Raw genomic sequence first — 12,352 nt, 5'->3', positions numbered from 1 at the left:
ACCATATAAATAAATCTTTAGAAACACTTTACTATTGAAACTCGGGCGACCTTCGGTCTTGAGCGTTTTTACAGCAAAATCGAGCTTAGAGAGGTCAATATATTCGACAAAGGCATCTATAAATCGCACCTGGTTATCGGGACTTATAGTGTCTTCTAAACTTGAAAAACGCATTTGCTGACGGGAAATACCTGTGATATGTTGCATTCTTAAAAATACGAAAAATCTTCTTTTTATACAAGTATTTTGTTATATTTGATCATAATACAACAGAGGTTTTTTCACAGACTGACGTTGGCGGTAATTTTGCAGCCGAACGTGAAAATTGAAAATAAATTAAATGAAGACAGTTAAAACATTTCCGAATTTACTTTGGTTACTCTTAAATTTGGTATTTCTTTCTTTTTTTGGAATAATGATTTTAGTTTGTCTTGAATGGATTTTTGAATTTAAAGGGTTTTTCAAAAACAATAGTGAAAACAAAATTGGAATGATATTCTTGCTAATTTTTGTTTCCTTAATATTTCTATATTTTTATTACCAACTTTCAAATCACTTCACTTTTGCGAAAATAAGTTCTAGCGGAATAGTTATATTTCAACTGTTAAAACTTAAAATTGAGAAATTAAGTTTTGAAGAAATCAATGGTTACTCGAAATCTGAAATTTCATATGGAAGAGTTCCTTTAAATTATACTTCAAAATCAATAATAATTTATTCTAAAAGATATAATCAATTTGAACTAATTAAAATCTTTAACCTAAACTTTGAGAATTTTGAAAAAGAGTTTAAGAAAGCTGAAATCAAATATTTGGGTAAAGAACAACATCAAACTGAAAAAATATATAAACGGAAATACAAATACGTACAATAAAAAACTACCGCCAACACACGCTACAAGCAATTTGGGCAATTGGCTTAATGGGAAAATGGTTGTGTATATGGGATGATTTGGCAAATCCGAAAATAGCGCTTAATTTAGTCCCAAACCCGCTGTAGTAGCGGAACGTTATAGGCAAGCACTGAAAAACCGAACGTATGAAACAACAAATTAAAACGCCTTTTAGTGAAAAATTCAACTATGCAATAATTTTGATATTTTGTTTCGCAACTCCTTTTTTTATTCTTGCGCAATTTGGATATGAGAACAGACAAGAAAGTATAGCAATAACTTTTATTTCATTATTCTCTTTAGGAATATATGCCATTTTCAAAATATACCAAAATTCTAAATCTATATTTGTTTATTGTGAAATCGAGAATACAAATAAAAAAATAATCATCAACAAACTTGCGGAAGAAAAAAATTTTAAAACTTTACCCAGTTTTAATTCTGAAATAATTAGACTGTATTACAAAAAATATGTTTTGGGATTGGATTATGAAATACACTTTTATATTCATGAAAACCAAATTGAATTTAATGCTTTTTGCAATCGCCCAGGAATATTGGATTTTGGAACTCGAAAAAGGATACTTAAAAGCTTAAAGAATAAAATTGAATCGAATTGCGCCAGCCTATAACAGCGGTTTTGCTGGATTTGGGTTTTCGGCTTAATTTGAAGTTGGTCTTGTACTTGAAATAAAAGTGATTATCCGGAAGAAAAATCTTAACTTAGTCCCAAAACCTAGCAAAGCCGCGGGACGTTATGCATAATGCTATCAAAAACCCTATGAACTTAAAGATTTTATATATTTTGCTCTTCTTTTTGATAACAATTTGTCAAAAAAACTATGCGCAGACACGTGATATGATTCCAAAAGAGTTTGTCGAAAGTATGCAACCAAAAGTTGAATCTGAAGAATGGTATCCGTTAAATCATTCTAAAAATGAGTTTAGTGTTAAGTTAGTTAAAGACAGGCTAGAAATTGAAAAATTTAAAGCAGTAGATAAATGCGAACTAAAAATTCAAGGAGGAACACTTATTGGAATAAACAAGGGGGAATTTGGAGGTCAATTAATTTTTCAACCAAATGATAGCACAAAACAAGCAATCAAAATAAGTAAAGGAAACATTAGTTTTATATTCAATTACAAAGACAAAATTTATTTTATAACTAGTTATGCTCACCAAGTTTTTAGCACTGGTGGTTTGTTTGAACTCGAAAGAATAAACAATGACTTTATTTTTAAATTACTTGTTGATTTTGAAGATGCACCTTTTGCATTTACTATTTATAATGATACTTTTCTTGTAGCAACTTTCGAAAACTTCTACATAGTAAAAGATTTTAAAAAAGAACTCATTTTTAAAAATACATTTTGGTACAGTTTATATCCTAACTCAATTGCTGTTCTTAACGACAAAAATATTTTTATTGGAATGAGAAGCGGTATTGCAAAAGTTGACTTAACAAAAAGAACCTTGAAATTTTATAAAAACGATAAGTAAAGCACTATGCATAACCACCATTTTGAGCTAGCTGGAGTTTAGTGGAATTATCGTTTCGCATCAAGTTTTCGTTAAGCCGAAAACTGAGAGGTTACGAACTTCCACAACATCCACAGGCAGCGGGACGTTAGCACACATTTTAACGCAACCATTCGAGAGAAATAGTATCAACAAATAAAACCAATATGAAAAAAATTATTTTATTAGTGCTAATACTAACTACTTTTCTGAACTGCAGTAAAACAGATGATGATACCGAAAATCTTTGTTCTTCAAATTGCACAACGTTAAAAGGAAGAATCGTAACTGAAAATGATACGCCATTAAAAAATATCAAATTAAGGTTAGATTATCGAATTTCAAATGCACCATTCAGCGCAAGTACCCGAATAATTAAAGAAACTGAAACTGATGAAAACGGATTCTATAGTATGGAATTCTATCTTGAAGACAGCGAAATTGGAGGAAATGGACAAGGCTATTTTGCACTCTTAATTGATGAATCACATCTTAGCCCTGAAAATTACATCAGGAAAAATGATATATATATTGCCGAAGCCATATATTCTTTGCCTACTCGTGATACCATAATTAACAAATCATTCTATATTCCAACAAAAGACTTCATTACTGTAACCTTGAATAATTTTCTTCCATTAAACAGTAATGACAGATTTGAAGTCCAGACTCTATATCCTTCGGGACTTAAAATAGGTCAAAATGACCTTATTGAGTCGCAATACGCTTCTCAATCAAGTGGTTTTGGGAATTATATTTCAATTAATCAAGTCGAAACATTCAACAATGTTATTGTTGCTCGAAATGAAAAGAATTTAATCACAATCACTAAAATTAAAAATGGAATTGCAACTACAGAGAATCTTTTAATTTTTGTACCAGAAAATAACAATATCAATTTGACATACGAGTATTAAAAAACGTGTGCTAACCGCCGTTTGGCAATATGGCGGGTTTAGGCTTAATTTAAAGATGGTTTTGTACTTGGAAAATTAGTCATTAACCGAAAGTTTAGGCTTACTTAATCCGCCACATCGCCAAGCGGCCAAACGTTGGCAGATAATTTAAAAGAACGAAACGAATACTAATGACCGAAAGAAAAAAAACTATTAAAAAGAAGACAATTAAAGTAGAATTACCATTCTACAAAAAATGGTCAACTTACTTTTATATTCTTGGTTTCTTTCTCTTAATGTTTTTAATTTATATTATCTACAGAGTTCAAGTAAGTGAGAGAAAATTATTTACTTTAAGTTTCATTCCCTTACTACTTGGAATAATCTACGAAAACAAAAGACTTTCAACGGACTGGAAAATTATCGCTTTAAAAATTTTAGGCTCACTCATTTTGAGTTTTTTTGCTTTTTTACCTGGAAAGCACGAAAGGAACTATAATTTCGAAAGTCATATTGAAGCTTGGCCTTTTACTTTTTTAGCATTTTTTATTTTAATATCAGTAATTTTCCACGATAAAAAAGTTGTTCCAAAACTAACCGAAGGAATAACTCTAATTCAATCGATTTCAATAATATATTGGATTTTTGATTATAATTTCTTTGAGAACCTAAATCTATTTTCCTTATCATTAATCTCAATATCTTTCTTAATTTCATTCTATTCTTTAATTCACGCATTTACATATATTCCTTTAAGTAGAAATCACAGACTGTTTTTAAGTATATGGAGTTCAATGATTATGATAATTTTCGCCACAGAACATATTTTTAGTGTTTTTAATAGTCAAAACATCGAAGACACGGATGCTGTAAATGGGTCTATACTAACTTTAGAGTATTTTATTTTAGGTATATCTTCGATGTACATTTTGCAGAATTTTTTAATGGTAGCTGAATATTTGCCAAGTAGAAATAGGTTTTATGACAAAACACATATGAACGATATAAAAGCAATGAATAAAACGCATATTGAAAGATATTCAGAAAAGCAAGTAATGAAATTTGATTCTTTTCTTTGCCTACTCTACTGTTCTTCATTTTATTTCATAAATTATAAATATCAAATAATATATAGACAAACCGCAATTTGGATCATAATTTTAACTTTACCGTATTTTATATACTTGAGGGAAAAAATATATCCAGAAAACGAAACGTAAAAAAAATCATCTGCCAACACACGCTACAAGCAATTTGGGTATTAGGCTTAATTTGAAGTTGGTTTTGATTTGGGATGATTTGGCAAATCCGAATAATGGACTTAATTTAGTCCCTAACCTCGCCAACCGGCAGGAAGACAAGCTATCGTAGATCATCCGGCAGCCTGTCCCGCTCTTTGCGGGAGAGTCATAAAACGGCAATGGGATTTTTATTATATTATGACCAAAAAAACCATTAAGCATGCCTCAGCCAATGTAGGTTTGATTTTCTCTGCATATAATCTACGTCGAATTTTCAATCTGATTGACCACAATCTACTAAAACAATATCTACAAGTATTGGACTTTTATTTTAGGACTCTAAGAGCAATTTTTAAAGCATTTTAAAGCCTGTTTTGTTTTGAGAAAGTGAAAGATGCTATTTTAAAAAAGAATTTTTATTGTAGTTTAAATCACATATATTTACTCACTGATTAACAAAATACTGTTCGTTTGGAGGTTTTTAGACGAACTGACGTTATAGGCAAGTTTAAACGAATGCTAAAAACAACAACTCCAATGAATAATTATTTTTTACTTTTTCTTTGTTTAATAGCAAATTCTAGTTTTGTTCAATCTCAAGAAAAGTTAATAAATCAACAACAAGATTCTATTAATTTTAATGACAAAATTTATAAGACCATTTATCAAATTAAATTATCGAGTTCTCCTCTAACAATAGAGCTTATTGAAAAATTAGATGGTGATTTTTTTGGTAATGTAAACATTGTGATTGACAGAGATTTTGAAAACAAGAGTGAACTTTTTGTAGGTAAAATGCAGATTGAAAAATCAAAAGTTGAAAAGCTAATTTCTGAATTCAAAAAGATCGCGCTTGAAACTGTTAAAAATTGTACCGAAAATGATGATTGTGTAATGGGGCTTGACGGTGTTCACACAGAGTTTTATATTAAATCTAATAATGTAATTAAAGAATATAGTTTTTGGGAATTAACCCCCAATCAAAAAAATGAAAAAGACACACCTGAAAACCGAAAAAAAGCACAAAAAGTATTAGATTTTTTGGACAAGGAACTTAATCTAAAAGTAAAGTATCATGAATTGCTTCAAAAACTACCGAAAGGCAGATATAGTTATTGGAGTGGTAATGGAGATGCTAGTTTTACAATAAAATAAATAAAACCTGCCTATAGCAGCTACTACAACGGATTTGGGCAATTGCCTTAATGGAAAGTTGGTTTTGTATTTGGCAGTTTAGCGATAACCGAAAAATAAATCTTAATTTAGAACCCAAATCCGCTGTAGTACCAAAACGTTGGCACGAATACAACCAAAAAATGCGAAAAAACTAACAACAACCATATATTTAATTATCTTTTTTATAAAAAATGAAAAAAATAAATGCTTCGATAAACCATCATTTACTAATCGGAATTTTTATCAGTTTTTGGTTTTTCATTTTCGCTTATTTTATCAAACCTTTTGATGATGGAACAGTAAATTCAAGACAATGGATTCTTATAAGTGTTGGATTTAGTTTTATTTCATTTCTATGTTATGGACTAATAGCTGTAATTCAAAAAAGTGTTTATCAAAAAGTATTAATATGGAATATTGGTTTTGAAATAAGTATCCTTTTCCTTTTTCATTTCCTTTTTTTAATAATAACCTATTCATATTACAAAAGTCGTATTCTAAATGGAGGATTTGGTTTTTTTGAATTTTTACAAGTAATCATTCTTAAATCTGCTTTGATTTCAACTCCAATTATAGTTTTAGCAAGGATATATTCTGTTAAGTTGATTCCAATACAAGACGAAAATATTGTTATTAGAGGAGAAAACAAGTTGGACATTTTAAAAATACGAAAAAATGACTTAGTCTGCGTTTCTAATTCACAGAATTATGTGGAAATTTTCTTTTTAGTCGAAAGTCAAATAAAAACAAAATTAATTCGAAGTACACTTAAAAAAATCCATAAAGATTTCGACTTTTTAGTTCAAATCCATCGCTCACATTTAATAAATCCAACTCATTTTAAAGCGTGGAAAAATCAAGACACCATATTTTTGGCTCAAATTGAACTGCCTGTTTCTAAAAACTATAAAGAGCAATTATTATCTTTATAGTTTTCGTACCTAAAACATTATATTTCATACCTAACATATCAAAACACACTAATTCAGAGCGCTTTTGAGTTTATTTTTGCACCTCAAAACAGAATTAAAAAATTATGAAAAAACTGTTGTTTAGGAGAATACTTTACGTCTCTATTATATTGCCAGGCATTTTTATTGGTGTTTTTATTTGGGCGGATAATGAATTAAATAAGGTTTTAGGTAAATCAACAAAAGTTATTGATATTTCTTCAATTGTAAAACCATCCGAAATAATTCATGTAAAAAACGCAAATATACTTTCAGAAGATTGTAGTCATTTTATTAAAAATCAAGATGTAATTATTGAAAATGGTAAAATCATTCGTTTAGGAGAAATTCAACTTGTCGAAAAAAAAACTGTTATTATTGATGGAACAGATAAATATTTAATTCCAGGACTAATTGATTCTCACGTTCATTTAAAAGAAAGCAAAAACGATTTATTTTTATATTTAGTAAATGGTGTAACTTCTGTTAGAGAAATGGCTGGAAGACCAATTTCTTTAAAATGGAGAAAATCAATACAAAAAAATGGAATTGGACCACGAATGTTTATAGCATCACCTCCAATATTTAGTGAAAGTGGATTAACAGGATATTATTATCGTTGGACTAGACAATCAATCAATTATTCAACTAAAAATGATGCTGAAAAAGAAATAAAAAAGAAAAAAGTGCAAGGTTATGATGCAGTTAAAATGTACGGTTTTGTTAATCCTGAAATATTTAAAACTACAATAAATATTGCTAAAAAATATAACATTCCAGTTATTGGACATATTCCATTAGTTAATTTAGATGCATTTTATACATCTGGTCAAAAAGAGGTTGCTCACGTTGAAGAACTAACGGTAAAAACTATCGATGATTTTGGAAAATCAATATCAAAAAATCAAAAAGAATTTCTCAACTATTTTAAAACACGTTCAGTCCAAATAGCAAAAAAACTAAAAGAGAATAATATTAGTGTTACTTCAACTATTTGGTTAGGTGAGAGTTTTTTGAATCAAAGATTTGATCTAAAATTAAAACTCAAAGAAATCGAATTAAAATATGTCAATCCAAAAATCATTGAAGGAACACCATTATACAAATTAGGATGGTTACCAACTAGAAATGGGTATGAATATGACGGAGACGAAAATCCAGAGGCAAAAAAATTATCATTAATTTACTGGAAAATTTACGCAGAAGCAATTCATATTATGACAAAAGCATTAGTTGACAGTAAAGTTACCATTATGGCTGGAACAGATGCCAATGTAGCAACAGTTGTTCCGGGGTTTTCACTTCACGATGAGTTACAATCTTTATCAAAATCAGGAATGACCAACTCACAAGTACTTTATTCGGCAACAGTAGAGCCGAGCAATTGGATGAAAAGAAATACTGGAAAAATAAAAGTTGGATATAATTCAGATTTAGTGCTACTTTCCAAAAACCCATTAGAAGATATTAAAAATACAAAAACAATAGAATATGTTTTCTTTGATAAAAATATGATTGATAAAGTACAAATCGCAATTATTCTGAAAGCAATAGAAGAAGCGAATAATGAAAATAGAAATATAAAAATTGACGAATATATTAAGTAAAAAAATGCATTATCTGCCAACACACGCTACAAGCAATTTGGGTATTAGGATTAATTTGAAGTTGGCTTTGTATTTGGTAGATGTGGCAAATCCGAATAATGGGCTTAATTTAGTCCCGAACCTCGCCAAGCGGCAGGAAGACAAGCTATCGTAGATCATCCGACAGCCTGTCCCGCTCTTTGAGGGAGAGTCATAAAACGGCAATGGGATTTTTATTATATTATGACCAAAAAAACCATTAAGCATGCCTCAGCTGATGTAGGTTTGATTTTCTCTGCATATAATCTACGCCGAATTTTCAATCTGATTGACCACAATCTACTAAAACAATATCTACAAGTATTGGCCTTTTATTTTAGGACTCTAAGAGCGATTTTTAAAGCATTTTATGGCCTGTTTTGTTTTGAGAAAGTGAAAGTGGCTATTTTCAAAAAGAATTTTAATTGTAGTTTAAATCACATATATTTACTAACTGATTAATGAAACTTAGTGCGTTTAGAGGTTTTTAGACGAACTGACGTTGGCGGCAAGCGCTGACTATGCTTCACAATTAAAAAATTAAATTTGTTCATTAATTGACCTTATTTATGAAAATAATTAAATACATTTCACTTATCGTTCTGATTACAATCATTGGTATTGTCGGGTATATTTACTATTTGACATTTACTCCTCAAGGGCGTTTAAATTGGGGACAGGCAGTTTTTTTAAAATTAGCTGCAACTGATGATACAGCTGAAAGGCTAAAAAAAATGACCGTTTTAGAACGAAGCCATTTTATTGATGCAATGCCAATAAATTTGGAAGGAATAATCGTAGATACAATTAGAATAACAAATGATAGTCTGACAACATATATTTTTAAGCCAAAGTACTTTAATAAAGAAAGCCCAGTTGTAGTCTATTTTCACGGTGGAGCATTTGTATTGCCTTGGACAAACCTTTCTGTATCTTACGCATCACGGTTGTCCAAATTATATAATGCTATTGTAGTGGCGGTCGATTATAGGGTTGCACCTGAACACCCCTATCCAATTCCTAACAATGATTGTTTTGCTGCTTTTCTATGGACGATTTCAAATATCGAAAAATGGGACGGAAATCCAAATAAAATAATTGTTGCTGGTGAAAGCGCTGGAGCTACTTTTGCATCTATTGTAACGATAAAGGCTAAACAACAGAATTTGACTAATATCAAATATCAAATTTTGGAATGCCCAGCAAGCTACGCTCCTTTCAAAACAACTGCCTATCAAAAATTGAAAAAAGGGTACTATTTAGAAGAACCCGAAATGCAATATGCAATAGAAAGTTATACTCCAAATAAAGCTGACCGAACAAACCCATTTGCGTTCCCATTTTATTCAGATAGTTTATCAAATTTACCACCTGCCTATATCATTACTTGTGAGTTTGACCCATTAAAAGATACAGGAAGAGATTTTGCTGAAAAGCTTAAAAATGCAAAAATCCCTGCAATTCATAAAGAAATGAAAGGTATGGTTCATTCCATACCCGGACCTTTTAACGAAAATGACAGGTCCAATTTATATCAAGAAATATTTCTTGAATCTCAAAAATATTTAAAAAATTAAATGCAACACAAATATCATTACTTAAATGCTTAAAAACAATAGAAGCAACCACCAACAACCGTTTTGCAAAAGAGTTGGCTTAGTGCTTTTATCAAAATGAATTGCTAAATTCAAGCTTTATTCATATAAGGAAGTTTAGTACTGAAAATCTCAGCCATCTCGAAGCGGCAAACCCTTACTGGCAGGTTATGACGAAATTATGCAGACAAAAATATTCCGAAAATAACCATTTGTTTCCGCAGGAAGTTTACAAAGCAGTGGCGGTAATTTTAAGAAATACGAAAGAATTTAATAATATTTTAAAAAATATAACTTATGATAAAGTTTTGGCTAATTGCGATTTTTATTTTTATTATTTCAACATATATATTGTCAAAATTAACTTTGAAATCAAACAGAGAAGAAACTGGTGAACGAATTTGGAGATATGGGAATGGAAGGTCTGTTTATTGGCGCATTCTTACTTTGTGCAGTTTTGGAGTAACTGTTGTAATAATGCTTATTTTGCATTGGATAGGAATTCCTATTCTGTAAAAAATTAAATATTTTAAATTAGCAATTTAAGCCCAAAACCGCAGTAATACGAGAACGAAGGGTGAAAATTGGAACTTGCCAACAGAAACATAAAAAATTTGTCGTTTAATTGTACTTTTAACAGAGTAACCAGCTAGTAACAGTACTTACTTGTGGTATATAATATAAGAAAAAAACTATTTATGAAACTAAGCAAAGAACTTATTAAAAAAGGGATATATTTATCGGGTATAATGAATATTGGTGGTGTACTGGTATTTTCCAGATTCTTTACCAATAAGGTTATTAACGAAGCTGACCCAGTCACCATGTCCAACTTTGGATTATTAATGATAGTAGTTTGGGGTCTTGTATTTTTAGCTATTGTTCCTAAATGGGAACATCTTAAATGGGTGATTGGAGTTTTTGCCATTGAAAAAATTATTTATGCGCTTACTTGGTCTAAATGGCTTATGAATAATGACCTTTCTTCCGTATATAAAAAAGATACAATGGCTGGAATTTTTTATACCATTTATGGACTTAATGATTGGTTATTCTGTATCTTTTACTTACTTGTTTTTATTTACTTAAGTAAACTTGAAAAAAACAAATAGATAATCCTTGATATATAAAGCTATTTCCAACAGAAAAATATATACCTGGTATTGGGAAATCTGAAGAGATTTTTTCACTAAACTTTGTTGAAGAGTGGATGAACATAATGACAAAGTAACCAGCCGGTAATCGCCGTTTGGCATTTTGGCGGGTTTTGGGTCTCTAAGTGCGATTTTTCAAAGCTTTTTACACCTTATTTTCTTTTGAGAAAGTGAAAGTGGCTTTTTTAAAAAAGAATTTTAATTGCAGTTTAAATCACATATATCTACTCACTGATTAACAAAATACTGTTCGTTTGGAGGTTTTTAGACGAACTGACGTTGGTGGCAATTTTAAAAAAACGAAACTTAAAAAAAAATATTCACAAATATATAAACACAATAATTATCAATATGAAAAAATTAATTTTATTTGGAAGCATTTTTCTTATTTACTCTTGTAATAATGTGAAAAGTGTAGTTAAAAACACAAAATATAATCAAGCAAATTTATTTGCAGTTAATTCAAATGATGTTGATAAAATAAAAATACTCAATTTTGGAACATTTCATATGGGTGAAACAAATGATGCAAATAAAACTGAATTTGATGAAAACGATAACAAAAATAAATTAGAGATAAATGAAATTGCAAAGAAGTTAGCGCTTTTTCAGCCAACTGTAATTATTGTAGAAATGCCACCTGAATATGATATAAAACTTCAAGCCGAATATCAAAGTTATTTATTAAATCCAAAAATGAAATTTAAAAATCCATCTGAAATTGAGTTATTGGCTTACGAATTGGGCAGAATTAGTGGGGTTAAACGGATTTACGGTATTGATCATAAAATGAGTTATAATTACAATATTGGCGCCGAAATGATAAATTCTATTGACTCATTATGGCATAATAAATATTATAAGAATCCAATGAAATACTATCCTGAAATTGACATTGATCAAAAGAATTTAAATCTTTTAGAAAAGTTAAAAATAACAAATAACAATTTGTATTTGGACTTTATGATTGAAGTAAATGCTGAAATGCTTTCTCATGTAGGTAGTGATAATGCATTTGAAGGCGCAGATGAGGCTACTAAATATTATCAAAGAAATATGAGAATGTATTCTAATCTTAACAGATTAAATTTGACAAGTGCTGATAGAGTTTTTATTCTCATGGGGGCTAGCCATACTGCTTATTTGAGAGATTTTATAAGTCGAAGTCCGAAATACAAAATGGTTAATACTTTTAGTTACTTAAAATAAAAAACTGCCACCAACAGCAATATGCAAAAATGGCGGGTTTTAAGCTAAATTTAAAGTTAATTTTGTACTTGCAAAACTTATCCTCAACTGAAAAA

Annotated in this window: 11 protein-coding genes and 1 pseudogene; 11 read left to right on the top strand and 1 reads right to left on the bottom strand. The window is 29.8% G+C overall.

Annotation, left to right across the window (positions count from 1 at the left end):
* Window positions 1-207: pseudogene (locus E0F89_RS16800) on the bottom strand (IS1182 family transposase); the annotation flags it as partial.
* A gap of 133 nt (window positions 208-340) precedes the next feature.
* Here E0F89_RS16800 and E0F89_RS16795 point away from each other — a divergent pair.
* The 11 genes from E0F89_RS16795 (at window position 341) to E0F89_RS16740 (ending at window position 12,257) form a co-directional block, all read left to right on the top strand.
* Entirely contained in the window at window positions 341-874 is a 534-nt protein-coding gene (locus E0F89_RS16795; RefSeq protein ID WP_131910871.1) for a hypothetical protein, read from the top strand.
* 164 nt (window positions 875-1,038) lie between these two features.
* Complete coding sequence (locus E0F89_RS16790; protein WP_131910870.1) at window positions 1,039-1,524, top strand: hypothetical protein; 486 nt, start codon at window positions 1,039-1,041, stop codon at window positions 1,522-1,524.
* A 149-nt stretch (window positions 1,525-1,673) separates the two neighbouring features.
* Window positions 1,674-2,393, top strand: coding sequence for a hypothetical protein (locus E0F89_RS16785; RefSeq protein ID WP_131910869.1), 720 nt, complete (start codon window positions 1,674-1,676; stop codon window positions 2,391-2,393).
* A gap of 185 nt (window positions 2,394-2,578) precedes the next feature.
* Window positions 2,579-3,328: a hypothetical protein gene (locus E0F89_RS16780; RefSeq protein WP_131910868.1), complete on the top strand. Its 750-nt coding sequence runs from the start codon at window positions 2,579-2,581 to the stop codon at window positions 3,326-3,328.
* 170 nt (window positions 3,329-3,498) lie between these two features.
* Window positions 3,499-4,527: a hypothetical protein gene (locus E0F89_RS16775; protein ID WP_131910867.1), complete on the top strand. Its 1,029-nt coding sequence runs from the start codon at window positions 3,499-3,501 to the stop codon at window positions 4,525-4,527.
* Between the two features lie 537 nt (window positions 4,528-5,064).
* Window positions 5,065-5,703, top strand: a complete 639-nt coding sequence (locus E0F89_RS16770; protein ID WP_131910866.1) for a hypothetical protein — start codon at window positions 5,065-5,067, stop codon at window positions 5,701-5,703.
* A 212-nt stretch (window positions 5,704-5,915) separates the two neighbouring features.
* Window positions 5,916-6,656 (top strand): LytTR family DNA-binding domain-containing protein, encoded by a 741-nt coding sequence (locus tag E0F89_RS16765; RefSeq protein ID WP_131910865.1) that lies wholly within the window; start codon window positions 5,916-5,918, stop codon window positions 6,654-6,656.
* A 104-nt stretch (window positions 6,657-6,760) separates the two neighbouring features.
* Window positions 6,761-8,281 carry an amidohydrolase family protein gene (locus E0F89_RS16760; RefSeq protein ID WP_131910864.1) on the top strand — a complete coding sequence of 507 codons (1,521 nt, stop codon included), beginning with the start codon at window positions 6,761-6,763 and terminating at the stop codon, window positions 8,279-8,281.
* A gap of 587 nt (window positions 8,282-8,868) precedes the next feature.
* Complete coding sequence (locus E0F89_RS16755; protein WP_131910863.1) at window positions 8,869-9,876, top strand: alpha/beta hydrolase; 1,008 nt, start codon at window positions 8,869-8,871, stop codon at window positions 9,874-9,876.
* 716 nt (window positions 9,877-10,592) lie between these two features.
* A complete protein-coding gene (locus tag E0F89_RS16745; protein ID WP_131910861.1) occupies window positions 10,593-11,006 on the top strand; it encodes a hypothetical protein in 414 nt (137 codons plus the stop codon).
* Between the two features lie 393 nt (window positions 11,007-11,399).
* Window positions 11,400-12,257, top strand: a complete 858-nt coding sequence (locus E0F89_RS16740) for a DUF5694 domain-containing protein (protein ID WP_131910860.1) — start codon at window positions 11,400-11,402, stop codon at window positions 12,255-12,257.
* Window positions 12,258-12,352 lie beyond the last annotated feature (95 nt).

It is taken from the genome of Flavobacterium caseinilyticum (assembly GCF_004349085.1).
GTDB lineage: Bacteria > Bacteroidota > Bacteroidia > Flavobacteriales > Flavobacteriaceae > Flavobacterium > Flavobacterium caseinilyticum.
This window is presented reverse-complemented; position numbering and strand designations above follow the sequence as displayed.

Excerpts from the sequence above, each read along its gene's own strand:
- E0F89_RS16755 (WP_131910863.1), top strand. The coding sequence starts at position 8,869 with ATGAAAATAATTAAATACATTTCACTTATCGTTCTGATTACAATCATT.
- E0F89_RS16765 (WP_131910865.1), top strand. The coding sequence starts at position 5,916 with ATGAAAAAAATAAATGCTTCGATAAACCATCATTTACTAATCGGAATT.
- E0F89_RS16790 (WP_131910870.1), top strand. The coding sequence starts at position 1,039 with ATGAAACAACAAATTAAAACGCCTTTTAGTGAAAAATTCAACTATGCA.
- E0F89_RS16745 (WP_131910861.1), top strand. The coding sequence starts at position 10,593 with ATGAAACTAAGCAAAGAACTTATTAAAAAAGGGATATATTTATCGGGT.
- E0F89_RS16760 (WP_131910864.1), top strand. The coding sequence starts at position 6,761 with ATGAAAAAACTGTTGTTTAGGAGAATACTTTACGTCTCTATTATATTG.
- E0F89_RS16775 (WP_131910867.1), top strand. The coding sequence starts at position 3,499 with ATGACCGAAAGAAAAAAAACTATTAAAAAGAAGACAATTAAAGTAGAA.
- E0F89_RS16785 (WP_131910869.1), top strand. The coding sequence starts at position 1,674 with ATGAACTTAAAGATTTTATATATTTTGCTCTTCTTTTTGATAACAATT.
- E0F89_RS16740 (WP_131910860.1), top strand. The coding sequence starts at position 11,400 with ATGAAAAAATTAATTTTATTTGGAAGCATTTTTCTTATTTACTCTTGT.
- E0F89_RS16780 (WP_131910868.1), top strand. The coding sequence starts at position 2,579 with ATGAAAAAAATTATTTTATTAGTGCTAATACTAACTACTTTTCTGAAC.
- E0F89_RS16770 (WP_131910866.1), top strand. The coding sequence starts at position 5,065 with ATGCTAAAAACAACAACTCCAATGAATAATTATTTTTTACTTTTTCTT.
- E0F89_RS16795 (WP_131910871.1), top strand. The coding sequence starts at position 341 with ATGAAGACAGTTAAAACATTTCCGAATTTACTTTGGTTACTCTTAAAT.